This is a genomic window from Pseudomonas sp. NFR02 (assembly GCF_900119375.1).
Taxonomy (GTDB): domain Bacteria; phylum Pseudomonadota; class Gammaproteobacteria; order Pseudomonadales; family Pseudomonadaceae; genus Aquipseudomonas; species Aquipseudomonas paracarnis.
Genome location: NZ_FPJJ01000002.1, coordinates 710,469 through 736,442, shown reverse-complemented (window position 1 = coordinate 736,442; position 25,974 = coordinate 710,469). Strand labels below are relative to the sequence as shown.

Below are 25,974 nucleotides of genomic sequence, written 5' to 3'. Positions count from 1 at the left end.
GTTATAGCCTAGACATACTTTGCAACAACCCTGTTCCGCAAGCAGACTTTTGGATAGGTGGAGCCTGGATGATCGTTCCCACGCTCTGCGTGGGAATGCCGCATGGGACGCTCCGCGTCCTGCCGTTCGCGGGTGACGCGCAGCGTCACGGGATGCATTACCACGCAGAGCGTGGGAACGATCGTTACAGCCAACTCAATAGTCGAAGAACACCGTTTCCTTATCTGTGCCCTGCAAAATCACATTCCACTGATAAACCCCTGCCGCATCCGCCTGGGCAATCAAGGTGCCACGACGCTCTGCCGGCACACACGCCAGCAACGGGTCATCGCCGTTCAAGGCCTCACCGTCAAAATAAATCCGCGTCAGCAAGTGCTTCACCAACCCACGGGCAAACACCAGCACCACCAAATGCGGCGCCTGGGTGGTGCCCTTGAGCCCCGGCACACTGCCCGGCTTGACGGTGGTAAAGCGGAAACGCCCTTCGGCATCCACCGGCACGCGGCCAAAGCCTTCGAAGTTCGGGTCGAGCGCTTTGTCCTGCTCGTCTTCGGGGTGAGCATATTTGCCGGCGGCATTGGCCTGCCAGACTTCCAGCATGGCGTCGTTGACGACATCACCGTTGCCGTCCACCACTTGGCCGCTGATTGCCACGCGTTCGCCGAGGGTGGCAGTGACGGTCAGGTCTTCACGGTTCAGCCAGGTCAGGCCAATGTGGTAATACGGCCCGACGGTGTGGGACGTGGTCGCGTTGAGTGTCATCTCATTTCTCCATCGGCGTGGCGTCGCGGCCGCGCAGGACGATGTCCCAGCGGTAGCCGAGGGCATAGGAAGGAATGGTTTTTTCCAGGTCGAAACTGGCGATCAAGCGTTGCTTGGCGCTGGTGTCCGGCACGCAGTTGTAGATCGGGTCGTATTCCAGCAACGGGTCGCCCGGGAAATACATTTGCGTCACCAGGCGCGTCAGCACGCTGGGGCCGAACAGCGAAAAGTGGATATGCGCCGGGCGCCAGGCGTTGTGGTGGTTGCCCCACGGGTAGGCGCCTGGCTTGATGGTTTGGAACTGGTACCAGCCGTCGGCGTCGGTGACGGTGCGCCCGGTGCCGGTGAAATTCGGGTCCAGGGGTGCATCGTGCAGGTCGCGCTTGTGGTTGTAGCGGCCGGCGGCATTGGCCTGCCAGATCTCCACAAGGATGCCCGGCACTGGCAGGCCGTTTTCGTCCAGCACACGGCCATGAATGATGATGCGCTCGCCTTGCGGCTCGCCCTCATGCTGGGCTGTCAGGTCGTTGTCCTTCTCATTGATACGTTCGGCGCCGATGGTCGGGCCCGTGATTTCCGACAAGGAATGGGGCAGGAACACCAAAGGCTGTGAAGGCGAACGCAGGTTCGTCGACTGGTAGGCCGGGTGCAGGTAATCAGGTTGAGTGCCCGCTTGCGGGCGCCGGTAACCGGGCTTGTCACTCATGGAGCAATCCTCTTTTAGTTATCAGACGCGTTCAATCGCCAGGGCCAGGCCTTGGCCGACGCCCACGCACATGGTCGCCAGGCCTTTGCGGCCGCCGGTTTTTTCCAATTGGTGCAGGGCCGTCATCACCAACCGCGCACCACTCATCCCCAAGGGGTGACCGAGGGCAATGGCGCCGCCGTTGGGGTTGACCTGGGGCGCATCGTCAGCGATACCCAGCTCGCGCAGCACCGCCAGGCCTTGGCTGGCGAAGGCTTCGTTGAGTTCGATCACATCAAAGTCGGTGACCGCCAACCCCAGGCGCTCCACCAGTTTGCGCACCGCCGGCACCGGGCCGATGCCCATCACCCGCGGGGCGACACCGGCACTGGCCATGCCCAGCACACGGGCGCGGGCGGTGAGGCCGTGTTGCTTGACGGCCTCGGCGCTGGCGAGGATCAGCGCGGCGGCGCCGTCGTTGACGCCCGAGGCATTGCCGGCAGTGACGGTCTTGTCCGCGCCGTTGACTGGCTTGAGCTTGGCCAGGGCTTCCAACGTGGTGTCCCGTGGGTGTTCATCGTGTTCCACCAGGGTTTCGCCTTTTTTATGGGCGACCCGCACCGGAACGATTTCCTCGGCAAAGAACCCGGCGGCCTGGGCAGCGGCGGTGCGTTGCTGGCTGCGCAGGGCGAAAGCGTCCTGGTCGGCGCGGGAAACCTGATAGTCATCGGCCACGTTATCGGCGGTCTGCGGCATGGCATCCACACCGTACTGGGCCTTCATCAGCGGGTTGATAAAGCGCCAGCCAATGGTGGTGTCTTCCAACTTCATGTTGCGCGAGAACGCCGCGTCGGCCTTGCCCATCACAAACGGAGCGCGGGACATCGATTCGACGCCACCGACAATCGCCAACTCCATTTCACCGCTGGCAATCGCACGAAAGGCGGTGCCGATGGCATCCATGCCCGAGGCACAGAGGCGGTTGAGGGTCACGCCGGGAATACTTTCCGGCAGCCCCGCCAGTAACAGCGCCATGCGTGCCACATTGCGGTTGTCTTCACCTGCCTGGTTGGCGCAGCCGAGGAAGACTTCGTCTACGGCGCTCCAGTCCACCGACGGGTTACGCTCGATCAACGCCTTGATCGGCAGCGCCGCCAGGTCATCGGCGCGCACCGTGGACAGGCCACCACCGAAACGGCCAATCGGCGTGCGAATGGCATCGCAGATAAATACCTCGCGCATCAGGCTTCTCCCGGTGCTTGGCCATGGGCGGCGGCGGTGCGTGCTTCGAGGTCACGCAGGGCGGTCAGTTCGGTCTCGGTGGGTTCAGCGGTGGTGCTCACCTGGTCGGCAAAGCGAATCGCCCAGCCGGTGGCGGCGACCACTTGCTCGCGGCTCACGCCGGGATGCAGTGCAGTGACCACGAACTCATGGCTGCCCTCCTCCGGCTCCATGATGCACAGGTCGGTAATGATGCCCACCGGGCCGGCGCCGGGCAGGCCCAGACGCTTGCGTGAGTCGCCACCTTCGCCGTGACCGACGGAGGTGATGAAGTCCAGTTTGTCCACAAACGAACGGGACGATTGCTTAAGGATGATCAACACGCTCTTGGCCGAACCGGCGATTTCCGGCGCGCCACCGGCACCCGGCAAACGCACTTTGGGCTGGTGATAATCACCGACCACGGTGGTGTTGATATTGCCGAAACGGTCGACCTGGGCCGCGCCGAGAAAACCGACATCAATGCGCCCGCCCTGCAGCCAGTAGCGAAAGATCTCACCGGTGGGCACCACGGTGTCGGCGGTCTCCGCCAGCTCGCCATCGCCGATGGACAGCGGCAACACGCTGGGCTTGGCCCCAATCGGGCCGGACTCGTAGATCAGCACCACATCCGGCGAGGACGTCAGGCGCGCCAGGTTGGCCGCCTTGGATGGCAGGCCGATGCCGACGAAGCACACCGAGCCGTTCTTGAGGCGGCGTGCGGCGGCGACGGTCATCATTTCATTGGTGGAATAAGCCATTACTTAGCCTCCTGCGCGGCGGCCAGCTTGGCCTGGAATTCACTGAAGTCGGCAGTGCCGTGGATGTATTCGTCGATCCAGGCGGTAAAGGTCCCGCGGTCGCGGGCAATCGGGTCCCACGCCTGGTAGAAGCGGTTATCCCGCTCGTTGTAGCCGTGCGCGTAGGAAGGATGGGCACCACCGGGTACGTGACACACCGCCGTCAGCGCCCAGGTCGGCAGCACGCAGCTGTTCATCGGCGCATTCAGGTCGTCGACGATTTCCTCGACGGTGACGATGCAGCGCTTGGCCGCCAGCGCCGCTTCCTTTTGCACCCCCAGAATGCCCCAGAGCAGCACGTTGCCTTTGCGATCGGCTTTCTGCGCGTGAATCACAGTGATGTCCGGACGCACCGATGGCACCGCCGCCAGCACTTCGCCGGTGAAGGGGCAGGTGACGGTCTTGATCAGCGGGTTGACCTTGGGCAAGTCGGAACCGGCATAGGCCCGCAACACCGCGAACGGCAGGCCGGAGGCACCGGCGACGTAGGCATTGGCCAGGTCGGCGTGGCTGTGCTCTTCGATCTCCAGCGCTTGCGGCCATTGTTTCTCTACCGCGTCGCGCAGCCGATGCAGGGAACCCACGCCCGGGTTGCCGCCCCAGGAGAAAATCAACTTGCGCGCACAGCCGGCACCGATCAACTGGTCGTAGATCAGGTCAGGCGTCATGCGCACCAGCGTCAGGTCTTTCTTGCCCTGACGAATGATTTCATGGCCTGCGGCCGTAGGGATCAGGTGGGTGAAGCCTTCGAGGGCGACGGTATCGCCGTCGTTCACGAAGCGCTTGACCGCATCACGCAGGGTGAGGATTTCAGCCATGGGGTTGGGCTCCCGGTGTTGATCGAAAAAGGCGCTGAGGTGGCGCCGAAGTGCTAGAAGATTAAGCCGGGGAAATAGGCCAAACAATCCGATAATCGACTGAGCGTTCGATTATCGAACCGATTGTTGCTTAACTAACCATCGCAAGGAACAGGGTCAATGTGGGAGCTGGCTTGCCTGCGATGGCGCGAGTGGATTCAGCACCGCTATCGCAGGCAAGCCAGCTCCCACAGGGGTAGTGATCGGTTTCAGGTCGCATCGGCATGGCTGACCATGCCCTTAATCATTACCGCTGCCGTGGCCAAGGCCGCCGGTATCACCAATGCGGTGAGCACCTGCTCGAAGTTCCAGCCCAGGCCCAGCAAGGTTGCGCCCATCCACGCTCCCAGGATCGCGCCGAAGCGGCCGATGCCGAGCATCCACGACACACCGGTGGCACGGCCTTGGGTGGGGTAGAAACGCGCCGCCAGCGACGGCATCGCCGATTGCGCACCGTTGACGCACATCCCGGCGACCAGCACCAGGGTGGCCAACAACGTGATGTTGCCCAGGCTCTGCCCCACCGCGTAGGCAAACACCCCGGCCAGCAGATAGAACGTGCCGATCACTTTGTGCGGGTTGAACCGGTCCATCGCCCAGCCCACGCCCACCGCGCTCAATACCCCACCAAACTGGAACAGCGCGCCGATGAACGCGGCTTGCTCCATGCTCGCGCCACTGTCGCGCATCAAGGTGGGGAGCCAACTGGTCAGCAGGTAAACGATCACCAGGCCCATGAAGTACGTGAGCCACAACAGCAAGGTGCCAGCGCTGTAGGTGCCCGAGAAGATCACCGCGAACACATTGCGGGCCTTGACGGTTTTTTGCTCCGGTACGCTGAAGTGAGAGGCCTGGGCAACGATGTTTGGCTCGATAGGGGCCAGGGTCTTGCGCACCTTGTCGGCGCCGCGATTGCGCACCACCAGGTAACGCGCCGATTCCGGTAGCCATACCAGCAGCACCCCAGCCAGGATCAACGGCAGGATGCCGCCGATCAGCAACAGGCTGTGCCAGCCGAAGGCCGGGATCAGCTTGGCCGAAATAAACCCACCACCGGCCATGCCGAGGTTGAAGCCACAGAACATGCTGGTCACCAACAAGGATTTATGCCGCTCGGGGGTGTATTCAGACAACAAGGTGGTGGCATTCGGCATGCCGGCGCCCAGGCCCAGGCCGGTGAGAAAGCGCAGCACCAGCAACTGGTCGACATTGGTGCTGTAGGCCGACGCCAGGCTGAACGCACCAAACACCAACACCGCGCCGACCAGCACGACTTTGCGGCCAAAGCGGTCGGCCAGGGGGCCGGAACCGAGTGCGCCAAACACCATGCCGATCAACGCGGCGCTCATCACCGGGCCGAGGCTGGCGCGGTCGATGCCCCAGTCCTGGGACAGCGCGGGCGCGATAAAGCCCATCGCGGCGGTGTCGAGGCCGTCGAGAAAGACAATCAGGAAACACAGGATCACCACGCGCCACTGATACCGCGAGAGTGGCTGGGTGTTGATAAAGGACTGTACGTCCAGGGTGGTACCGACAGAAGGCTGATTCATTATTTTTATTCCACACCGATGGCGGGCTGACGACCTGGGGTCATCATTCTTATTGGGCAGCTCCTCAGAGCGCTGCCGCACATTAATAAGCCAAGGGAAACACCGTCAATCGAGCCAGCCGGGATCTGTGCGGTCACCGAACAGCTTAGGCAAACAGCTGCGCACTCAGCTCACGGCTGGCGCTGAGCATGCTCGGCAAAAAGCGCTGCTCCAACTCGCTGCGGCTGACCCGCCCGGCATGGGTGCTGACATTAAGCGCGGCCAACACCTGGCCGGACGCGTCATACACCGGCACCGCGATGGAACGCAGGCCCTGCTCCAGTTCCTGGTCGACAATGCACCAGCCCTGCTGACGCACCTGTTGCAGGCATTCCAATAACGCTTGCGGCGTGGTCAGGGTGCGGCTGGTCTTGGTTTGCAGGTCGGCATGGTCGAGATAATCCTGCAGCGAAGCGTCATCGAGGGCGGCCAGCAGAATGCGGCCCATGGACGTGCAATATGCAGGCAAGCGCCCACCCACCGACAGGTCAACCGAGATCAGACGCTGGGTGGTGGCGGAACGGGCGATATAAAGAATGTCATCGCCTTCCAGGGTGGCCATGTTGCAGGCTTCATGCAGTTGCTCGCTCATGCGGTCCAGGTAAGGCTGGGCCGAAACAGCCAGCGGTGTGGACGACAGATAGGCATGACCGAGGGTCAGTACCTTGGGCAACAGCGAGTAGGTGCGCCCATCCGTGGTGGCGTAGCCGAGCTTGATCAAGGTATGCAGGCAGCGGCGCACGGCGGCGCGGGGAATTTCCGTGCGATGGCTGATCTGGGCGATGGTCAGGTGACGCTTACGCTCCTGAAATGCCTGCACCACGGCCAGGCCACGGGCCAGGGACGTCATGAAATCCGGATCACCGGTGAATGCCTGGATGCGCTTGGCCGGTGAAGCCACGATCGGCGGCGCCACTGATGCAAAGGAGTTGCGCAATTGATCGTTCATTTCAAGGGGCCTTCTCTTGTTATCACCACGGGAGGGTTGGCGGCTATTACAAGCCGTGCCGGTTGCCCTGCACAAGTCAGCGCCGGCAACATTGGGCGATTATCGAACGACCATGCGATTATCGCAATTTGGCCGGCGCTGGCGCACACCTCGCGGCCCTGGTTTCAGATTTGCCTGATGCATCTATAAAGCAGGGGCATTTACCCTGCCAGGATGATGACGGTGTTCACAAATACCGACGCCAGCATGTAACAAACCTCTGACACATCGTTGACGCTTTTTAACTTCATGATGATAGTGTTATTCAAATGCGCCGCTATAATGCAACCTGTGCAGAGGTCGGCCCGGTATGTATCGGGAGTGGAGCTCACCGGGCGTTGCGGGTTGTATGCAGGGCCGGACACAAGTATTCGCTTAAAAGAACTGCCCTCAGGCCTATTTACCCATTTGAACGTTTTATTGTTCTATTTGGAATCGCCCGAGCACGACTTTCAGGCATGACGCTGCGCAATCAATAAACTCAACTCAATTAGGTAATACTGTGACGAAAGATGAACTGCGCGCGGAACTTGAGCGCCAGGAGCAACGTTACAAGGATGTCTACGGCGGGGAAGTCACCACCTACGCCGCGCAACCCGAGCCGGAACGCAAGCCATGGCGTAAACGCGCCAGCCTGCTAGACCAGGCATTTGCCCAGGAAATCCAAAAGATCGAGCAGGAACTCAAGACCGAGGAGCCATAAGCGCTTCGGTTCGAGCCTTAAGGGTCGTGCTGTCTCTGCCGGTGAAGTACTGGCAGAGGGCACCCGCTTTAGCGTCCACTGGTCAGTAACCTACAGCCACCCACGAAATTTCATACAAATGTTTCAGGCATGGCATTTTCATGACTAAAGCCCGCCTTCTGCGGCCTGCGCTTTATAAATCAAAGACTTGCCAAAGCCCCGAAAACCCTGGGATGCGTGCGTCCTGCCGCGTTTTTTTCCAGGAAGATTGTTACCGATGAGCAGCTAATGCATCGATTACTGATGTTTTCTGGCATAATCGCGCCCCCTTACGACCGGGTCAGAAAACCTTCATGATCGATTTATTCAGCGGACTGGATGCTTGGGTTCTAGTGAGCCTGTTGCTCGCCCTGGCCTTTGTCCTCGCCTTCGAGTTCATCAATGGCTTTCATGACACCGCTAACGCGGTGGCCACAGTCATCTATACCAAAGCCATGCCGCCACACCTGGCCGTGTTCTTCTCCGGGGTGTTCAATTTCCTCGGCGTATTGCTCGGTGGTGTCGGTGTCGCCTACGCCATCGTGCACTTGCTGCCGGTGGAGTTGCTGATCAATGTGAACACCGGCCATGGCTTGGCAATGGTCTTCTCATTGTTGGCAGCAGCGATCACCTGGAACCTGGGCACCTGGTACTTCGGTATCCCCGCCTCCAGCTCCCACACCCTGATCGGCTCGATCCTTGGTGTCGGCCTGGCCAACGCGTTGATCAACGACATCCCCCTGGCTGACGGTGTGAACTGGCAGAAGGCCGTGGATATCGGCGCGTCCCTGGTATTCTCGCCGATGGCGGGCTTTCTGGTCGCCGCTCTGGTACTGATCGGTCTGAAGTGGTGGCGTCCGCTGTCGAAGATGCACAAGACCCCGGACCAGCGCCGCAAGCTTGACGACAAAAAGCACCCGCCATTCTGGAACCGCCTCGTCCTGGTGATTTCGGCCATGGCGGTGAGCTTCGTGCACGGCTCCAACGATGGCCAGAAGGGCATCGGCCTGATCATGCTGGTGCTCATCGGTATCGTGCCGGCGCAGTTCGTATTGGACCTGGGCAGCACCACTTACCAGATCGAACGTACCCGCGACGCCACCCTGCACCTGAACCAGTTCTACCAGCGCAACCACGAGACCCTCGGTGAATTCCTGGCCCTGGGCAAAAGCGTGAAGGATGACCTGCCGGGCAAGTTCCGCTGCAACCCGCAGCAGACCGAACCGACGATCAACGCGCTGCTGGGCACCCTCAAGGGCGTCTCGGACTACCACTCGCTGACGGCCGACCACCGCATCGAGGTACGTCGCTACCTGCTTTGCCTGGATGACACCGCGAAAAAGGTCGGCAAGCTGCCAGGCCTGGACTCCCGTGAGAAGTCCGACCTCGACAAGCTGCGCAAAGACCTGACCGCCACCACCGAGTACGCCCCGTTCTGGGTGATCCTCGCGGTCGCACTGGCCCTGGGCCTGGGCACCATGGTGGGCTGGAAGCGCGTGGTGCTGACCATCGGTGAAAAGATCGGCAAGCAAGGCATGACCTATGCCCAGGGCATGTCGGCGCAAATCACCACGGCCACCATGATCGGCTTCGCCAACATCTTCGCCCTGCCAGTGTCCACCACCCACGTCCTGTCTTCTGGCGTGGCAGGCACCATGGTTGCGAACAAAAGCGGCCTGCAAGGTGGCACCGTCAAGACCATCCTGATGGCCTGGGTATTGACCTTGCCAGCGACCGTAGGCCTCTCGGCCGGGTTGTTCTGGCTGGCGTCCAAGGCTTTGGGCAACTGATAGCCAGCCGGCAATAAAAAAGGTGCGATCCGCGAGGGTCGCACCTTTTTTTATGATCGTTCCCACGCTCTGCGTGGGAATGCCGCCACGGACGCTCCGCGTCCCACTGGCGCACGGGTGACGCGGAGCGTCACGGGATGCGTTCCCACGCGGAGCGTGGGAACGATCAAAAACTGCGGTGCGTTTTGCCAAAAAAAAGGGCGACCGAAGTCGCCCAAAATGCCTTGCGTGCTCATGTAACCCGGAAAGACTTAAGGTTTTTTACGCTTGTTCGCGTCTTTCCAGATAAAAAATCCAAACCCTACAAAAAACAGCACCATGAGGCTAACAGTCAGCACTCCGGCAAAAACCACATTATCGAAAAACATGACCGGCCTCCTGCACTTGCCCTGTTGCGATAGGGCTAAGTTAATAGAGAAGGCACAGTGGGAAATTGACCAGGATCAATGTCGCCCACAACGGGGCGTAAAGAAAGGGAATAACTGACCTGCATCAATAGAGGCAGGACGTTTCAACGTTTTTTCGGCTTGTTCTTCGACTTCTTCTTGGGCTTGCCCAAGGGCATGGCTTGCTCAAAGGCTTGGCGCACTTCATTCAGGCGCTTGTCATTAAGGTCGTGAACGCGCTTGGCACGTTCGGCGTTCAGGTCGATCAGCTTGTCGTCATCACTCATGGCTTGGCTTACGTCGTGGCGAGAATGCCTCAATAATGCGGCCTGCCCCGCCCGACGGCAATTAAGCGGGCGACAAAATGCAGGCCATCGACCAAAATCGGCACTTTCTACCCTGCCCAGGAGGTGCATCCAGGTGGCCTTGCACAACGACCTTCCACCGCTGCTGGCCCTGCGCGCCTTCGAGGCCGTGGCACGGCACTTGAGTTTTATCAAGGCGGCTGACGAGTTGTCGGTGACCCAAAGTGCGCTGAGCCACCAGGTACATAAGCTCGAGCACCACTTGGGCAAGCCGCTGTTTATCCGGCGAACCCGTGCGATCGACCTGACGTTGGCCGGGCAAGATTACTACGCGCAAATACGCCCTGCCCTGGACGCCATCGCCGCTGCAACACGCAGCCAGCGGGGAGCGCCGTGCGCCAGTGTATTGCGTATCGGCTTGCTGGCGTCCTTTGCCACGCTGTGGCTGGCGCCGCGCCTGGCCGAGTTTCTACAGCGCCACCCGCATATCCAGGTGGAATTGCTGCCCGCGATTCAATTGGCCAACGTCGCCACGGCCGAAGTTGACTTGGCCATCCGCTACGGCAAGGGCGACTGGCCCGACGTGCTCGCCACACGCCTGATGACCGAAACCCTGTCACCGGTATGCAGCCCGGCGTTCAAGGCCAGGCAGGTCGCCACAGGCCCGTTGTTGATGGCGACCTCGCACCGCCCTTTCGAGTGGACCGATTGGTCCGCCCATTACCAGATCAACCTCGATCATCACCCCCGCGTGATGTTGCATGACTACAACATCGTGGTCGAAGCGAGCGTGGCCGGCCAGGGTATCGCCATGGGCCGCCATCGCCTGATTGAACGCAGGCTCCACGACGGCAGCCTGGTGGAGGCCTTTGACTGGCCGCCCTATCACAGCGACATCGGCTATTGGCTGATCGCCCCCCAAGGTCCGCTCAGTGAGGCGGCTGAATGCTTCAGTCAGTGGTTGAAGCAAGCGTGTGCCGACGCGTGAGTTTTTTAGATACGTCGGTTGAGATCTATCCGTTTGTCGCCCCTCGCCACCACCAACATGCTGGAACCTTCTGACACCAGAGGATTTCACCATGACTGACTCCATCCGCCAGCGCGTACACGCCCTCGGCCTGACACTGCCTACGCACAGCCAACCCGCAGCCAACTACATCAATCATGTGATCAGCCAACACCAGCTGTTCATCTCGGGACAAATTCCCATGATCGATGGCAAACCCGCCTACATTGGCCGGCTGGGCGATTCTCTCAGCGATGAAGATGGCGCCCAAGCGGCGGAATTGGCAGCGCTGGGCCTGCTGGGGCAATTAAGCGATGCGCTGGGCGATGACCTGTCGCGGGTGGTGCGCATCCTTCGCCTGGGCGTGTTCATTGCCAGCAGCGCCGACTTCCAGCGCCAAAGCCTGGTCGCCAATGGCGCTTCGAACCTGCTGGTCAACGCCCTCGGCGACAAGGGCCGGCACGTGCGCACCGCCGTAGGGGTTTGCAGTCTGCCGGCTGGTGTCGCCGTGGAAGTGGACGCCATTTTCGAGCTGCAGCCATGAGCCCGCTGCAAATCCAGCACCTGCGAGAAGCCACGCCCGGTTGCCAGTCCGGCCTCGTGCACTTCAATCATGCTGGAGCCTCCTTGCCCAGCCAGGCGACGCTCGACGCCATCATCGAACAGCTGCAACGCGAAGCCCGCGACGGCCCGATGGAGGCCGGAGAACAGGGTGCCATCTTAGTGGAAAAGGCCCGCCGCGCCGCTGGGCAGTTGCTCAATGCGCCCGCCTCAGCGATTGCCTTCGCCAGCAGTGGCTCGACGGCCTGGAGCATGGCCTTCCAGGCGCTGGGGCCCTGGCAGCCGGGTGATAGAATTCTGGTGGGGCGCCACGAATGGGGCGGTAACCTGGCGAGCATGGAACTGGCCATTCAAGCCGGGGCGCGGGTGGAGGTCATCCCGTGCGATGCCAGCGGCGCGGCCTGCCCGGTGGCGTTGGAGGCGATGCTGGATGCCAAGGTGAAGCTGATCGACCTCACCTGGCTGCCGGCCAACGGTGGCTTGATCAACCCGGCCCAGGCCATCGGCGATGTGGCCAGGCGGCATGCCATCCCCTACTTCATCGACGCGGGCCAAGCCGTCGGCCAACTGCCGGTGGATGTGCAAGCGTTGCAGTGCGATGTGCTCAAGTCTGCCGGCCGCAAACACCTGCGCGGGCCTCGCGGTACCGCGCTGCTGTATATCAGGCCGGATTTTCTGCCGCATCTGAACCCGGCCCAACGCGACGTGTTTTCAGCGCCCTGGACCGCCGAAGGCTTCGACCTGCGCAACGACGCCCGGCGCTTTGAAACCAGCGAAGTCTCTTTCGCCCTGCTGGCCGGCCTGGGCAATGCGTTGCACGAGATCAATCAACTGGGGATTGAGCGGGTATGGCAAAGAGTCTTGCAGACCAGCGCGCGAATCCGCGACGCACTGCGTCAGATACCGGGGATCAGCTTGCACGACTTGGGCAACACGCATTCAGGCTTGATCGCGTTCAACCTGGCCGGCTGGGATAGTTTTGAACTCAAACAACGCCTGGGGTTAAAGCGCATCAACATCGGCGCCAATGGCGTGGCCTACACCCCGCTGGACATGCAAGCACGTGGGTTGAGCAGCGTTGCGCGCATCTCCGTCAGCCCGCTCAACACCGATGACGATATTGAGCTGCTGGTGAAGGCCCTGCGCGAACTGAACGGTTAGACCTCGATATCCACCCACAGGCCCTGGCGCGGCGCGTCTTCGATCAGCGGCGCCACGGGCACGGTGTTGTCAGCGTTGAGCAAGTCGCCGGGAATCGGCAAATGCTGCTCCGCGTCGTCGTCGGCTTCGCGCCGGCGTTTCTGCTGCTCCTGCTGGCGACGCTGCTCTTCGCGCAGCAGAAAGGTCGATTGCTCGGCATCGCCTTTTTTCAGGTCGATCGTGCTCTCGTTGGAGCCCGGTTGAACGGGCACCACCGGCGGAATATCCGGCTTCTGGCGTGCCGGGTCGAGTTGCGACGTGACCGGCACAACACTGACGGGCAGCATGGGTGGCAGCATGATAATTATTCTCCTGATCAACAGGCTGTCGGCGGGTGGCAGGGCGACTTGAGCACCGGCGTGCCAAGCTGTGACTCAGTCGACACTCTCAAGTGCCCGCCACCCGTCGATTCAATTTCCGCCGGCCCGTACAAACAGCGTAGTTTTTGTCAGAGTTCTTGGGCGCCGGGCCGTGTTCCGTTAACATAGTCGGCTTTTTCACGGCGGGAGTCAGGCAGCATGGCGCAGCAGTATCAACCGGGGCAACGCTGGATTAGTGACAGCGAAGCAGAGCTGGGGTTAGGCACCGTTCTGGCACAGGACGGCCGCTTGTTGACCGTGCTCTATCCGGCCACTGGCGACACTCGCCAGTATGCGCTACGGAATGCGCCCCTTACTCGCGTGAGGTTTTCGCCGGGTGACACCATCACCCATTTCGAAGGCTGGAAAATGACCGTACAGGAAGTCGACGACGTCGATGGCCTGCTGGTCTACCACGGCCTCAATGGGCAGAACGAGCAGGTCACCCTGCCGGAAACCCAACTGTCCAACTTTATCCAGTTCCGCCTGGCCAGTGACCGTCTGTTCGCCGGGCAGATTGACCCGCTGGCGTGGTTCTCGCTGCGCTACCACACCCTGGAACACACCAGCCGCCAGTTGCAGTCCTCGCTGTGGGGCCTGGGTGGCGTACGCGCCCAACCGATTGCCCACCAACTGCACATCGCCCGCGAAGTCGCGGACCGTATCGCGCCACGCGTGTTGCTGGCGGACGAAGTGGGCCTGGGCAAGACCATCGAAGCGGGCCTGGTGATCCATCGCCAACTGCTTTCGGGCCGTGCCAGCCGCGTACTGATCCTGGTTCCGGAAAACCTGCAGCACCAATGGCTGGTGGAAATGCGCCGCCGCTTCAACCTGCAGGTTGCGCTGTTCGATGAAGAGCGCTTTATCGAAAGCGATGCCACCAACCCGTTCGAAGACACCCAGCTTGCACTCGTTGCGCTGGAATGGCTGGTGGACGACGAGAAGGCCCAGGACGCGCTGTTCGCCGCTGGCTGGGACTTGCTGGTGGTCGACGAAGCCCACCACCTGGTATGGCACGAAGACAAGGCCAGCGCCGAATACTCGCTGGTCGAACAACTGGCCGAAGTAATTCCAGGCGTGCTGCTGCTGACCGCCACCCCGGAACAACTGGGCCAGGACAGCCATTTTGCGCGCCTGCGCCTGCTGGACCCGAACCGCTTCCACGATCTGCAAGCCTTCCGCGCCGAGAGCGAAAACTATCGCCCGGTGGCCGAAGCCGTGCAGGAGCTGCTGGACAAGGGCCGCCTGTCACCGGCCGCGCACAAGACCATCCAAGGCTTCCTTGGTGACGAAGGTGAAGCCCTGCTCACCGCCGTCAACGATGGCGACAGCGAAGCCAGTGCCCGCCTGGTGCGTGAACTGCTCGACCGCCACGGTACCGGCCGCGTGCTGTTTCGCAACACCCGTGCCGCGGTGCAAGGCTTCCCTGAGCGCAAGCTGCACGCCTACCCGCTGCCGAACCCGGACGAATACCTCGAACTGCCCCTGGGCGAACACGCCGAGCTGTACCCGGAAGTCAGCTTCCAGGCGCAACCGGATGTCGAGGAAGAGAACCGCTGGTGGCGCTTCGACCCGCGGGTCGAGTGGCTGATCGACCAGCTGAAAATGCTCAAGCGCACCAAGGTTTTGGTGATCTGCGCCCACGCCGAAACCGCCATGGACCTGGAAGACGCCCTGCGCGTGCGCTCCGGCATCCCGGCCACGGTGTTCCACGAAGGCATGAACATCCTCGAGCGTGACCGCGCCGCCGCTTACTTTGCCGATGAAGAGTTCGGCGCCCAGGTGCTGATCTGCTCGGAAATCGGCAGTGAAGGCCGCAACTTCCAGTTTTCCCATCACCTGGTGCTGTTCGACCTGCCGTCTCACCCCGACCTGCTGGAACAGCGCATCGGGCGCCTGGACCGGATCGGCCAGAAACACGTGATCGAACTGCACGTGCCGTACCTGGAAACCAGCCCGCAAGAACGCCTGTTCCAGTGGTACCACGAAGCGCTCAATGCCTTCCTCAACACCTGCCCGACCGGCAACGCCTTGCAGCATCAGTTCGGCCCGCGCCTGCTGCCCTTGCTGGAAGCCGCCGATGACGGCGAGTGGCAAGCCCTGATCGACGAAGCCCGTGCCGAGCGCGAGCGCCTGGAGCAGGAGCTGCACACCGGTCGTGACCGTTTGCTCGAACTCAATTCCGGCGGCGCCGGCGAAGGCGATGCCCTGGTCGAGGACATCCTCGAACAAGACGACCAGTTCGCCCTGCCGATCTACATGGAAACCCTGTTCGACGCGTTCGGCATCGACAGCGAAGACCATTCGGAAAACGCGCTGATCCTCAAGCCTAGCGAAAAAATGCTCGACGCCAGCTTCCCCCTGGGCGACGACGAAGGTGTGACCATTACCTACGACCGTAACCAGGCGCTGTCGCGCGAAGACATGCAGTTCATCACCTGGGAACACCCGATGGTGCAGGGCGGCATGGACCTGGTGCTGTCCGGTTCCATGGGCAACACCGCCGTGGCGCTGATCAAGAACAAGGCGCTCAAGCCAGGCACCGTATTGCTTGAACTGCTGTATGTCAGCGAAGTGGTCGCCCCGCGCTCCCTGCAACTGGGCCGCTACCTGCCACCGGCCGCCTTGCGCTGCCTGCTGGATGCCAACGGCAACGATTTGTCGGGCCGCGTGTCGTTCGTGACCTTGAATGACCAGCTGGAAAGCGTGCCACGGGCCAGCGCGAACAAATTCGTGCAGGCGCAGCGCGACCAACTCACCCCGCGCATCAACGCCGGTGAAGAGAAGATCGCCCCGCGTCACGCCGAGCGTGTCGCCGAAGCCAAGCGTCGCCTCGCGGCAGACACTGACGAAGAGCTGGCGCGCCTGACCGCGTTGCAAGCGGTCAACCCGACCGTGCGTGACAGCGAGCTGGTCGCCTTGCGCAACCAGCGCGAGCAAGGCCTGGCCATGCTCGATAAAGCGGCACTGCGACTGGAAGCGATTCGGGTGCTGGTGGCAGGTTGATAAACCGCTGAACGTAAAAGGCCCGCTTAGTGCGGGCCTTTTTAGAGATCGTTCCCACGCTGCGTGGGAATGCATCATGTGACGCTCTGCGTCACGACTTTAAAGCGGACGCAGAGCGGTCCAGAGCGGCGTTCCCACGCAGAGCATGGGAACGATCACTCGGTCTCACGCCGTTACCGCAGTTGCCGGCACCTCAGCCGCACTCAACCCTTCCTTCATCCGCTTGGCATCACGCACAAAACTGCGCGAGGCCTGGAACAGAAAAAGCATGGTCAAGAACAGCGCTACCGGAATCAGGTACATGGCGTCATGCAAGCCCACCGCTTTATAAGCCTCGGTCATCTGCTGCGCCCCGGCCGCATACATCGCCGAATGGGCAAAGTGATCGGACAGCGCCCCAACCACCACCGGCCCCATGCCACCGCCGAGCAAATACAGCCCAGCAAAGAACAGCGCCATCGCCGTCGCGCGCAAACGCGGTTCGACCACGTCCTGGATCGCGGTATACACGCAGGTATAGAAGTTGTAGGCAAACAACCAGCCCACACTGAACAGCGCGACAAATACTCCGATTTCGACGCGCCCGGCATGCAATGCCCAGGCGGTGGTGCCCGTGGAGATGATCAAGCTGAAGGCGGCAAACAACAATCGACCATTGGCGACCCGCTGATGAATCTTGTCGGCAATCCAGCCGCCCAGCGTCAGGCCCACCAAGCCGGTCAGGCCGACAATGACGCCCGTCGCGACGGCCGCGTCCTGCAACGGCATGAGGAAATAGCGTTGCAGCATCGGCACCAGGAATGAGTTGCACGCATAGGTGGCAAAGTTAAAGCACAGCCCGGCCAGCACCAGCCACAGGAAGGTCGGCACGGCCAGCACGCGGCGGATCGGGCGGTCGACGCGCTCCTGGGAGACCTGCACGGTTTCCGCCGCGCCGCGCTTGGGTTCTTTTATGTAGAACATAAACACCGCCAGGATCAGCCCCGGCACCGCCGCGATAAAGAAGGGCGCGCGCCAGCTGTCGAACGCCTTGACCATCGCGCCGATGGTAAAGAACGCCAGCAACAGGCCCAAGGGCAAGCCAAGCATGAAAATCCCCATGGCTCGGGCACGGCGGTGGGCGGGAAAGAGGTCGCCAATCAGCGAATTGGCCGCGGGTGCATAGCTGGCTTCGCCGATGCCAATGCCCATGCGCACCAGCAGGAAGGTCCAGAAACTGCCGACCATGCCGTTAACCGCCGTCAGCCCGCTCCAGGCGAACAAGCCCCAGCCCATCAACTTGCTGCGTGAGCCGGTGTCGGCCAGGCGCCCGAGCGGTAGCCCGGCAATGGCGTAGACGATGGTAAAGGCGGTGCCGATGATACCGAGCTGAAAGTCGCTCAAGTGCCATTCCATGCGGATCGGCTCGATGATAATCGCGGGGATGGTGCGATCGAAGAAGTTGAACAGGTTGGCCAGGAACAGCAGGAACAGAATGCGCCAGGCATTCGCCGCTTGGGTCGAGTTCTGCATGGGTCCGTCTCTTTTATTGTTATGAGAGCTGTGATGCCCGATGCATCCTGCCCGGTACCTGCAACATAGTCAGGTAAGGCGGGGTTGTCTGTAATGATTCGTAAAGCTGATAGGGCATGATTTCAGCCGGCAACACGGTGATTTGTCCCACGAAAATATAAGTGCGTACCCCCCTTCCCAACGGCCATGGCACGGATAGAATGGCGAGCCTTCCTGTAACACCCCCACCCTACTTCCTTATTGATGACGCCCATGTCCGAAGCCAGTCCGTGTCTGAATTGCGGTGCCTGCTGTTCACACTTTCGCGTGTCCTTCTTTTGGGGTGAGTGCGCCTCGTCCGGGGGCACGGTGCCCGATGACCTGGTGGTGCAGATCAACCCCAGCCGCGTGGCGATGATCGGCACCGACCGCAAACCGGCACGGTGTTGCAGCCTTGAAGGTGAAGTCGGACAGGCCACCAGCTGCTCAATTTATGAGCAGCGCTCCAGCGTGTGTCGCGAGTTCGAGGCGTCCTGGAGCCAGGGCGTGCAAAATGTCGATTGCGACGCTGCCCGTGCCGCATTCGGCCTGGCCCCGTTGGAGGCCCCGCACTTCGAACTCGACCTGCCCATCAGCGCTTAGCACCAAACGCTATGGACGGCATATCAAAATAATTTGAGATCAAAACGCCATTACTCATGGCAAATCTCGAGAGACTTCTATACTCGACCTCATAGGTCATCGCCGCTGGCAGTGACATGGCTCTGTGACGGGATAAGCTATGGAATGGCTGGGGCAGCATTTTTTTACCGACCTTCCAGACAGCGGGCATTTATTGCTCAACTGCAGTCATAACCCGTTTCTGGTGCTGCTGGCGTACCTGGTCGCCTGCGCGGCGGGTTTCGGTACCCTGGACATGGCCGAACGTGTGGGCCATGTCGAAGACCCCACCGCCCGCCGCCATTGGCGCTGGCTGGGTGCCGGTTGCCTGGCAGGCGGCATCTGGTCGACCCACTTCATCAGCATGCTGGCCTTCCAGGCCCCCATCGCCATTCACTACGAACTGATCATGACGTTCGCCTCGCTGCTGATCGCCCTGATCGCCTCGTTGCTTGCCATGCAGACCCTCAGTCATACCCACCTGCGCTTTCATCAGTACCTGGTGGCTTCGGTGTGGATGGGGCTGGGTATCGCGTTGATGCACTACGTGGGCATGTCAGCTATGCGCTCCCAGGCCCAGGTGTACTTCGAAACACGGCTGTTTTTGGCCTCGGTGGCGATTGCCATGGGCGCCAGCCTGGCCGCATTGTTGCTGTCCAGTTACCTGCGCAACGGTGCCGGCGTGTTTCACCAACTGCTCAAATACGCCGCCAGCCTGGTGCTGGGCGCCGGGATTCTGAGCATGCACTTCACCGGCATGGCGGCTATGCAAATGCTGGTGCCCAGTGGCGCGGATCTTTCGTTACCGGCGGATAACAACCCGATTCAACTGGGCCTGTCGGTCGCCATGATCACCTTGCTGGTAATCGGCAGCAGCATCAGCGCAGCCCTGGCCGACAAGAAGTTGCAACACAAGGAGCGTGACCTGCGTCGGGTCAACGCGCTGCTCAGCGAACTCGACCAGGCCCGCGCTTCGCTGCAACAAGTGGCCCACTTCGACGCACTGACCAGCCTGCTTAACCGCCGTGGTTTCAATCAGATCTTTGCGGAAAAAGTCGCGGAAAAAACCCGCAGCCAAGGCATGCTGGCGGTGATCTTCCTTGATATCGACCATTTCAAGCGTATCAACGACAGCCTGGGCCATGACGCGGGCGACCAGTTGCTCACAGTGCTCGCCGGGCATATCAAGGGCTCGATACGCAGCCATGAAGATGTAGTGGCACGCTTTGGCGGCGATGAGTTCTGCATCCTGGTCAATATTCATCACCGCGACGAAGCCCGGCACATGGCCCAGCGCATCATGCAGAAGATGAAAGAGCCCATCGAACTGGCCGGCCGACGCATGGTGATGACCACCAGTATCGGTATCAGCCTGTTCCCCGAGGACGGCCACACCTGCGAAGAGCTGCTGAAAACCGCCGACCTGGCGCTGTACCAATCCAAGGATGCGGGGCGCAATTGTTTGAACTTCTTCAGTTCCAACCTTAAAACCCGTGCCTTTCTTGAGCTGCAACTGGAAGAAGAACTGCGCGCCGCCTTGCGTACGCGCAGCCAGCTGGTGCTGTTTTATCAACCGATCTTTGACATGAAACTGGGCAAGGTCACACGCCTGGAAGCCCTGGTGCGCTGGCAGCACCCCCAACACGGGCTACTGGCCCCGGACCGCTTTATCGGCATCGCCGAGAACAACGGACTGATCGCCGAGCTGGACCACTGGGTATTGCGTCAGGCCTGTCACGACCTGAGCCTGTTGTCTGACCGGGGCTACACCGAGCTGATCATGGCCGTGAATTGCTCGGCGCTGAACCTGGCGCGTGACGAACTGGCCGATGAAATCGAAGACGCCCTGCGCTTCGCCGGCATAGGCACCAACCGCCTGGAACTGGAAGTCACTGAAAACGCGTTGATGGGCAACATCAGCAGTACCTTGGCGCTGTTGCGGCAGATCCGCGCCCTGGGTGTGTCGCTGGCCATCGATGACTTCGGCACCGGCTATTCGTCGCTGGCTTACCTCAAGCGCTTGCCGCTCAACACTTTGAAGATCGACCGCTCGTTTATCCAGGACATCCCCAAGTCCACCGCAGACAGTGAAATTGTCCAGGCGATTATTGGCATGGCCCACACCCTGCACTTGCAGGTGGTCACCGAGGGCGTGGAAACCCAGGCGCAGTTCGAGCTGCTGCTCAAGCATGGCTGCGACTACATCCAGGGCTACCTGCTCAGCCCGGCGGTGCCTTTCGATGACATCATCGGCGTGATGCAGGGCATTGCCATGCGCAATCCGTTATATCTGCCAAGCGTGGAAGGCAACGACGCTGCGCAGCCAAAAGACCCGGCGCCAGGGCGTATCGGCTCGCCTTCTATTGTCAGGCCGATTCGCTGAGACCCGGGCACGGGGAGTGGTGGTGTGATCGTTGCTTCTCTTCACGCCGCGTCATACCCGGAAACAATTGCGCCACTCATTCCTTCTGCCCTCAACTGTTCCCGTGACGCTTACGTCACCCTCGGCTGTGACCTTTCTCTACGGCAAGGTGCCATCACGCGTTGAGCGGTTACTCGGCTACACACTTCACTCCGTGAAAAATACGCACCTTTTTCGTGCGCGCCATTATTACCGCGCCCTTTCCTGGATCAGGATCCACGGCGAGACCACTACCGCCCATAAGCTTGGATCCCGTTCCACCAGGTCCAATGCCCGCGTCGCAGACACCTCGCCAAGGGTGCCTGCAGCCAGCCAGGCGGCGACTTTGTCACGGTTGTCTTCGGCCATTCCTTCGGCGGCCTCGATCAAATCCAGGCCGGCATCGACCCACAATAGGGCACCCTTGGCAAAGAACGGTTCAAGCTCCTTCCAGGAAATTTCGGCGGTTTCACCGAGCAGCTTGGCATAGAGGGTGCTTGGTTCTTGCGTCATGGGAATTCACCTGAGTAAAAAATCGGCGCAATCATAGCCCCGTCGCTCAGGCAGAAAAACCCAGTAGCAAATGAAGTAGCGATTGAAACTGCCAGGAAAGCCACGGAATGCCTTGAAAGCTATCAGCAACCCCGCGCAATTCTGTCTTTTTCTTTCACTTAAGCGACACACCCAGGTTTTGCCCCCAGCTGCCAGCTTTTCAAGCGATCAACCGGCGCTCTACACTGTACCGGTACAGTTGCCAGGGCAATGCCGGGGGGATATCCGCGATATCTGATCCGGTTCTGCAGCTCACAAGGCCGCTAGAACTATAAAAAATACAACAGTAAGAGTGGAGCACTATGAATAAGGCTACTAAGCAGATTTCCAAACTGTTTGCCGCTATGGTCCTGGCTGGGGTTGCCGGCCATTCGTTCGCAGCCGACACCATCAAGATCGGCATCGCCGGCCCCAAGACCGGTCCGGTGACGCAATACGGCGACATGCAATTCATGGGTGCCAAGCAAGCCATCGCAGACATCAACGCCAAGGGCGGCGTAGACGGCAAGATGCTTGAGGCCAAGGAATACGACGACGCTTGCGATCCAAAGCAAGCCGTGGCCGTTGCCAACAAAGTGGTCAATGATGGCGTCAAGTTCGTCGTCGGCCACCTCTGCTCCAGCTCCACTCAGCCAGCGTCGGATATTTATGAAGACGAAGGCGTCATCATGATTACCCCGGCCGCCACCAGCCCTGAAATCACTTCCCGTGGCTACAAGCTGATCTTCCGCACCATTGGTCTGGACAGCGCACAAGGCCCGGCAGCCGGCAACTACATCGCCGACCACGTGAAACCGAAAATCGTCGCCGTCCTTCACGACAAGCAGCAATACGGTGAAGGTATCGCCAGCGCCGTGAAGAAGACCCTTGAAGAAAAAGGCACCAAGGTTGCCGTCTTCGAAGGCCTGAACGCCGGTGACAAAGACTTCTCCTCGATCATCCAGAAACTCAAGCAAGCCAACGTCGACTTCGTCTACTACGGCGGCTACCACCCTGAGCTGGGCCTGATCCTGCGCCAAGCCAAGGAAAAAGGCCTGAACGCCAAGTTCATGGGCCCGGAAGGCGTCGGCAACGACTCCATCTCGCAAATCGCCCAAGGTGCATCCGAAGGCCTGCTGGTGACCCTGCCGAAGTCCTTCGACACCGACCCTGCCAACAAAGCCATCGTTGAAGAGTTCGCCAAGAACAAGCAGGACCCAACCGGTCCGTTCGTGTTCCCGGCCTACTCGGCGGTTGAGGTCATTGCCGGCGGTATCAAGGCCGCCAAGAGCGAAGACACCGCCAAAGTGGCCGAGGCCATCCATGCCGGTACCTTCAAGACCCCTACGGGCGACCTGAGCTTCGACGCCAAGGGCGACCTGAAGGACTTCAAGTTCGTGGTCTACGAATGGCACTTCGGTAAACCAAAAACCGAAGTTTCCCCTCAGTAAGCCAGGCGTTACTGGTCAACAAGCCCACTGTGCAAGCAGTGGGCTTTGTTTTACGAGGTTTATGGGCCATGTCACCCGCGATCCGGGCGCTGGCTCACCTGAAAATCTTAAAACCGTCACCAGCGGTTCGCTGGCAAACGCTTTGTGCAACCTGGTCACAGAACAGGGCACCGAGCCGGAAATGACTCCACCAGTGAAATGCGTATCGGGTTTTTAGGAGCGCTGTAATGCCTGAGATCTATCATTTTTTCCAACAGCTGGTTAATGGCCTGACCATTGGCAGCACCTATGCCTTGATAGCCATTGGCTACACAATGGTTTACGGCATCATTGGAATGATCAACTTCGCCCATGGCGAGGTGTACATGATTGGTTCCTACGTGGCCTTTATCGCCCTTGCCGGGCTGGCCATGATGGGGATCCACTCCCTGCCGCTGTTGATGACCGCTGCGTTCCTGGCGTCGATCATCGTGACCAGTGCCTATGGCTACAGCATCGAGCGGGTTGCCTACCGTCCCTTGCGTGGCAGCAACCGTTTGATCCCGCTGATTTCTGCCATCGGCATGTCGATTTTCCTGCAGAACACCGTATTGCTGTCCCAGGACTCCAAGGACAAGTCCATTCCCAACCTGATTCCGGGGAGCATCTCCTTCGGCCCGGGTGGCGCACAAGAAGTGCTGATTTCGTACATGCAGATTCTGGTTTTCGTGGTCACCCTGGTGGCCATGCTGGGCCTGACGCTGTTCATCTCTCGCTCCCGTCTGGGCCGCGCCTGCCGGGCCTGCGCCGAAGACATCAAGATGGCCAACCTGCTGGGCATCAACACCAACAACATCATCGCCCTGACCTTCGTCATTGGTGCTGCGCTGGCGGCCGTGGCGGCCGTGTTGCTGAGCATGCAATACGGCGTGATCAACCCCAACGCCGGTTTCCTGGTGGGCCTCAAAGCCTTTACCGCAGCGGTATTGGGCGGCATCGGCAGCATTCCGGGCGCCATGCTCGGCGGGCTGGTGCTGGGAGTGGCCGAAGCCTTTGGCGCCGATATCTTCGGTGACCAGTACAAGGACGTCGTCGCGTTCGGCCTGTTGGTTCTGGTGTTGTTGTTCCGTCCGACCGGCATCCTGGGCCGTCCGGAGGTTGAGAAAGTATGAGCAGATATCTTAAATCGGCGTTTTTCAGCGCCTTGCTGGTATGGGCCGTGGCCTTTCCGGTACTCGGCCTCAAGCTGAGCATTGTCGGCATCAACCTGGAGGTGCACGGCACCGGGCCAGTGACCCTGACCATCATCGCCCTGTGTTCGGTGCTGATGTTCCTGCGTGTACTGTTCACGCAGCAGGTCGGTGCCTTGTTCAAGGGCAACCGTGGCCCGTTGGTGTCGCCCAAGGTCAGCCAATTTCTGACCCTGCCGCGCACCCAGCGCTACATCATCATCGGGTTGATCATCGCGGCGCTGATCTGGCCGTTCTTCGGCTCGCGCGGCGCGGTCGACATTGCCACCCTGATCCTGATCTATGTGTTGCTGGGCCTGGGCCTGAACATCGTAGTGGGCCTGGCCGGCCTGCTCGACCTGGGTTATGTGGGCTTCTACGCCGTGGGTGCCTACACCTACGCGCTGCTCTCGCACTACCTGGGCTGGAGCTTCTGGATCTGCCTGCCACTGGCCGGTATGGCAGCGGCTACGTTCGGCTTCCTGCTGGGCTTCCCGGTGCTGCGCCTGCGCGGTGACTACCTGGCCATCGTGACCCTGGGCTTCGGGGAAATCATTCGCCTGTTCTTGCGTAACCTCACCGATATCACCGGTGGCCCCAACGGTATCAGCAGCATTCCCAAGCCGACGTTCTTCGGGCTGTCGTTCGATCGCACTGCCGCCGAAGGCATGCAGACTTTCCACGAGTACTTCGGGATTGCCTACAACCCGGTGAGCAAAGTGGTGTTCCTGTACCTGGTCGCGCTGTTGCTGGCATTGGCGGCTCTGTTCGTGATCAACCGCCTGCTGCGCATGCCCATCGGGCGCGCCTGGGAAGCGTTGCGCGAAGATGAAATCGCCTGCCGCGCCCTGGGCCTGAACCCTACCATCATCAAGCTTTCCGCGTTCACCCTGGGCGCTGCGTTCGCAGGCTTTGCCGGCAGCTTCTTTGCCGCTCGCCAAGGCCTGGTGACGCCGGAATCGTTCACCTTTATCGAGTCGGCGATCATTCTCGCCATCGTGGTATTGGGTGGCATGGGCTCGCAACTGGGCGTGATCCTGGCGGCCATCGTGATGATCCTGCTGCCGGAAATGATGCGTGAGTTCAGCGAATACCGCATGTTGATGTTCGGCGCCATGATGGTGCTGATGATGATCTGGCGCCCTCAAGGCCTGCTGCCCATGCAACGTCCACACATGGAGCTGCGCAAATGAGCCGCGAGATCCTGAAAGTCGAAAACCTGAGCATGCGCTTCGGCGGTTTGCTAGCGGTCAATGGCGTGGCCCTGACCGTCAAAGAGAAACAAGTGGTAGCACTGATCGGCCCCAACGGCGCCGGCAAGACCACGGTGTTCAACTGCCTCACCGGCTTCTACAAGCCGAGCGGCGGCAGCATCCTGCTGGACGGCCAGCCGATCCAGGGCCTGGCCGGTCACGAGATCGCTCGCAAGGGCGTGGTGCGTACCTTCCAGAACGTGCGGTTGTTCAAGGACATGACGGCGGTCGAGAACCTGTTGATCGCCCAGCACCGTCACTTGAACACCAACTTCTTCGCAGGTCTGTTCAAGACCCCGGCGTTCCGCAAGAGCGAGCGCGAGGCCATGGAATACGCGGCGTACTGGCTGGACAAGGTCAACCTGACCGAGTTCGCCAACCGCCCGGCAGGCACCCTCGCCTACGGCCAGCAGCGTCGCCTGGAAATCGCCCGTTGCATGATGACCCGCCCGCGCATCCTGATGCTCGACGAACCTGCCGCGGGCCTGAACCCCAAGGAAACCGAAGACCTCAAGGCGCTGATCAGTGTGCTGCGTGAGGAAAACAATGCCACGGTGCTGTTGATCGAACACGACATGAAACTGGTCATGAGCATCTCCGACCACATCGTGGTGATCAACCAGGGCACGCCGCTGGCCAATGGGACGCCGGAGCAGATCCGCGACAATCCTGAAGTGATCAAAGCCTACTTGGGGGAAGCGTAA

The 25,974-nt window shown here is 60.7% G+C and carries 24 protein-coding genes; 12 read left to right on the top strand and 12 right to left on the bottom strand.

Translation table 11 applies throughout. The features are described from left to right. Nucleotides 1–195: 195 nt before the first annotated feature. The 7 genes from pcaG to pcaR all read right to left on the bottom strand — a co-directional run bounded on the left by pcaG (nucleotide 196) and on the right by pcaR (nucleotide 6,902). Nucleotides 196–762, bottom strand: coding sequence for a protocatechuate 3,4-dioxygenase subunit alpha (pcaG, locus tag BT199_RS09075; RefSeq protein WP_014717295.1), 567 nt, complete (start codon nucleotides 760–762; stop codon nucleotides 196–198). Between the two features lies 1 nt (nucleotide 763). Continuing rightward, nucleotides 764–1,468 (bottom strand): protocatechuate 3,4-dioxygenase subunit beta, encoded by a 705-nt coding sequence (gene pcaH / locus BT199_RS09070; RefSeq protein ID WP_019817832.1) that lies wholly within the window; start codon nucleotides 1,466–1,468, stop codon nucleotides 764–766. Between the two features lie 21 nt (nucleotides 1,469–1,489). Further along, complete coding sequence (gene pcaF, locus BT199_RS09065) at nucleotides 1,490–2,692, bottom strand: 3-oxoadipyl-CoA thiolase (RefSeq protein ID WP_175556203.1); 1,203 nt, start codon at nucleotides 2,690–2,692, stop codon at nucleotides 1,490–1,492. Further along, a complete protein-coding gene (locus BT199_RS09060) occupies nucleotides 2,689–3,468 on the bottom strand; it encodes a CoA-transferase subunit beta (RefSeq protein WP_072434322.1) in 780 nt (259 codons plus the stop codon). The genes pcaF and BT199_RS09060 overlap by 4 nt, the downstream gene beginning before the upstream one ends. Continuing rightward, the gene (locus tag BT199_RS09055; RefSeq protein ID WP_014717292.1) at nucleotides 3,468–4,325 is read right to left on the bottom strand and encodes a CoA transferase subunit A; all 858 of its coding nucleotides are present in this window, start codon (nucleotides 4,323–4,325) and stop codon (nucleotides 3,468–3,470) included. The genes BT199_RS09060 and BT199_RS09055 overlap by 1 nt, the downstream gene beginning before the upstream one ends. Before the next feature lie 248 nt (nucleotides 4,326–4,573). Then, entirely contained in the window at nucleotides 4,574–5,914 is a 1,341-nt protein-coding gene (locus BT199_RS09050) for a 4-hydroxybenzoate transporter PcaK (RefSeq protein ID WP_072434321.1), read from the bottom strand. A 145-nt stretch (nucleotides 5,915–6,059) separates the two neighbouring features. Continuing rightward, nucleotides 6,060–6,902, bottom strand: coding sequence for a pca regulon transcriptional regulator PcaR (gene pcaR, locus BT199_RS09045; protein WP_014717290.1), 843 nt, complete (start codon nucleotides 6,900–6,902; stop codon nucleotides 6,060–6,062). 541 nt (nucleotides 6,903–7,443) lie between these two features. Here pcaR and BT199_RS09040 point away from each other — a divergent pair. Both BT199_RS09040 and BT199_RS09035 read left to right on the top strand, forming a co-directional pair. Continuing rightward, on the top strand, nucleotides 7,444–7,644 hold the full coding sequence (locus tag BT199_RS09040; protein ID WP_003189295.1) for a hypothetical protein: 201 nt from the start codon (nucleotides 7,444–7,446) through the stop codon (nucleotides 7,642–7,644). 332 nt (nucleotides 7,645–7,976) lie between these two features. Further along, complete coding sequence (locus BT199_RS09035) at nucleotides 7,977–9,452, top strand: inorganic phosphate transporter (RefSeq protein WP_003189291.1); 1,476 nt, start codon at nucleotides 7,977–7,979, stop codon at nucleotides 9,450–9,452. A 251-nt stretch (nucleotides 9,453–9,703) separates the two neighbouring features. Here BT199_RS09035 and ccoM read toward each other — a convergent pair whose 3' ends face one another. Then, entirely contained in the window at nucleotides 9,704–9,820 is a 117-nt protein-coding gene (gene ccoM, locus BT199_RS27595; RefSeq protein WP_019817835.1) for a cytochrome c oxidase subunit CcoM, read from the bottom strand. Between the two features lie 143 nt (nucleotides 9,821–9,963). Further along, the gene (locus BT199_RS27220) at nucleotides 9,964–10,125 is read right to left on the bottom strand and encodes a hypothetical protein (protein ID WP_005785860.1); all 162 of its coding nucleotides are present in this window, start codon (nucleotides 10,123–10,125) and stop codon (nucleotides 9,964–9,966) included. A gap of 133 nt (nucleotides 10,126–10,258) precedes the next feature. Here BT199_RS27220 and BT199_RS09030 point away from each other — a divergent pair, with 133 nt between their 5' ends. The 3 genes from BT199_RS09030 to BT199_RS09020 all read left to right on the top strand — a co-directional run bounded on the left by BT199_RS09030 (nucleotide 10,259) and on the right by BT199_RS09020 (nucleotide 12,871). After that, nucleotides 10,259–11,131 carry a LysR substrate-binding domain-containing protein gene (locus BT199_RS09030; RefSeq protein WP_058410208.1) on the top strand — a complete coding sequence of 291 codons (873 nt, stop codon included), beginning with the start codon at nucleotides 10,259–10,261 and terminating at the stop codon, nucleotides 11,129–11,131. Between the two features lie 91 nt (nucleotides 11,132–11,222). Further along, on the top strand, nucleotides 11,223–11,693 hold the full coding sequence (locus BT199_RS09025; protein WP_038449351.1) for a RidA family protein: 471 nt from the start codon (nucleotides 11,223–11,225) through the stop codon (nucleotides 11,691–11,693). After that, the gene (locus tag BT199_RS09020) at nucleotides 11,690–12,871 is read left to right on the top strand and encodes an aminotransferase class V-fold PLP-dependent enzyme (RefSeq protein ID WP_072434320.1); all 1,182 of its coding nucleotides are present in this window, start codon (nucleotides 11,690–11,692) and stop codon (nucleotides 12,869–12,871) included. The genes BT199_RS09025 and BT199_RS09020 overlap by 4 nt, the downstream gene beginning before the upstream one ends. Here the strand turns inward: BT199_RS09020 and BT199_RS09015 are convergent. Then, complete coding sequence (locus BT199_RS09015) at nucleotides 12,868–13,209, bottom strand: hypothetical protein (protein ID WP_014717286.1); 342 nt, start codon at nucleotides 13,207–13,209, stop codon at nucleotides 12,868–12,870. The two genes, BT199_RS09020 and BT199_RS09015, sit on opposite strands and share 4 nt — an antisense overlap. Nucleotides 13,210–13,428: 219 nt before the next feature. On the opposite strand from BT199_RS09015, the gene rapA reads away from it, so the two are divergent. Further along, nucleotides 13,429–16,275 (top strand): RNA polymerase-associated protein RapA, encoded by a 2,847-nt coding sequence (gene rapA / locus BT199_RS09010; protein WP_058410206.1) that lies wholly within the window; start codon nucleotides 13,429–13,431, stop codon nucleotides 16,273–16,275. A 165-nt stretch (nucleotides 16,276–16,440) separates the two neighbouring features. Here rapA and BT199_RS09005 read toward each other — a convergent pair whose 3' ends face one another. Beyond that, complete coding sequence (locus BT199_RS09005; RefSeq protein ID WP_072434319.1) at nucleotides 16,441–17,787, bottom strand: spinster family MFS transporter; 1,347 nt, start codon at nucleotides 17,785–17,787, stop codon at nucleotides 16,441–16,443. A gap of 252 nt (nucleotides 17,788–18,039) precedes the next feature. On the opposite strand from BT199_RS09005, the gene BT199_RS08995 reads away from it, so the two are divergent. Both BT199_RS08995 and BT199_RS08990 read left to right on the top strand, forming a co-directional pair. Further along, nucleotides 18,040–18,408 carry a YkgJ family cysteine cluster protein gene (locus BT199_RS08995; RefSeq protein WP_014717283.1) on the top strand — a complete coding sequence of 123 codons (369 nt, stop codon included), beginning with the start codon at nucleotides 18,040–18,042 and terminating at the stop codon, nucleotides 18,406–18,408. 139 nt (nucleotides 18,409–18,547) lie between these two features. Further along, nucleotides 18,548–20,809 (top strand): putative bifunctional diguanylate cyclase/phosphodiesterase, encoded by a 2,262-nt coding sequence (locus tag BT199_RS08990; RefSeq protein ID WP_014717282.1) that lies wholly within the window; start codon nucleotides 18,548–18,550, stop codon nucleotides 20,807–20,809. Between the two features lie 228 nt (nucleotides 20,810–21,037). Here BT199_RS08990 and BT199_RS08985 read toward each other — a convergent pair whose 3' ends face one another. Then, on the bottom strand, nucleotides 21,038–21,340 hold the full coding sequence (locus BT199_RS08985; RefSeq protein ID WP_014717281.1) for a DUF2288 domain-containing protein: 303 nt from the start codon (nucleotides 21,338–21,340) through the stop codon (nucleotides 21,038–21,040). A gap of 341 nt (nucleotides 21,341–21,681) precedes the next feature. Between BT199_RS08985 and BT199_RS08980 the strand changes: the two genes are divergently transcribed. From BT199_RS08980 to livG, 4 genes are all read left to right on the top strand, one after another. Continuing rightward, a complete protein-coding gene (locus BT199_RS08980) occupies nucleotides 21,682–22,809 on the top strand; it encodes a branched-chain amino acid ABC transporter substrate-binding protein (protein ID WP_038449342.1) in 1,128 nt (375 codons plus the stop codon). Nucleotides 22,810–23,036: 227 nt separating this feature from the next. Beyond that, nucleotides 23,037–23,960 (top strand): high-affinity branched-chain amino acid ABC transporter permease LivH, encoded by a 924-nt coding sequence (livH, locus tag BT199_RS08975; RefSeq protein WP_003193535.1) that lies wholly within the window; start codon nucleotides 23,037–23,039, stop codon nucleotides 23,958–23,960. After that, entirely contained in the window at nucleotides 23,957–25,210 is a 1,254-nt protein-coding gene (locus tag BT199_RS08970) for a high-affinity branched-chain amino acid ABC transporter permease LivM (RefSeq protein WP_014717278.1), read from the top strand. The genes livH and BT199_RS08970 overlap by 4 nt, the downstream gene beginning before the upstream one ends. Then, nucleotides 25,207–25,974: a high-affinity branched-chain amino acid ABC transporter ATP-binding protein LivG gene (livG, locus tag BT199_RS08965; RefSeq protein WP_003193538.1), complete on the top strand. Its 768-nt coding sequence runs from the start codon at nucleotides 25,207–25,209 to the stop codon at nucleotides 25,972–25,974. The genes BT199_RS08970 and livG overlap by 4 nt, the downstream gene beginning before the upstream one ends.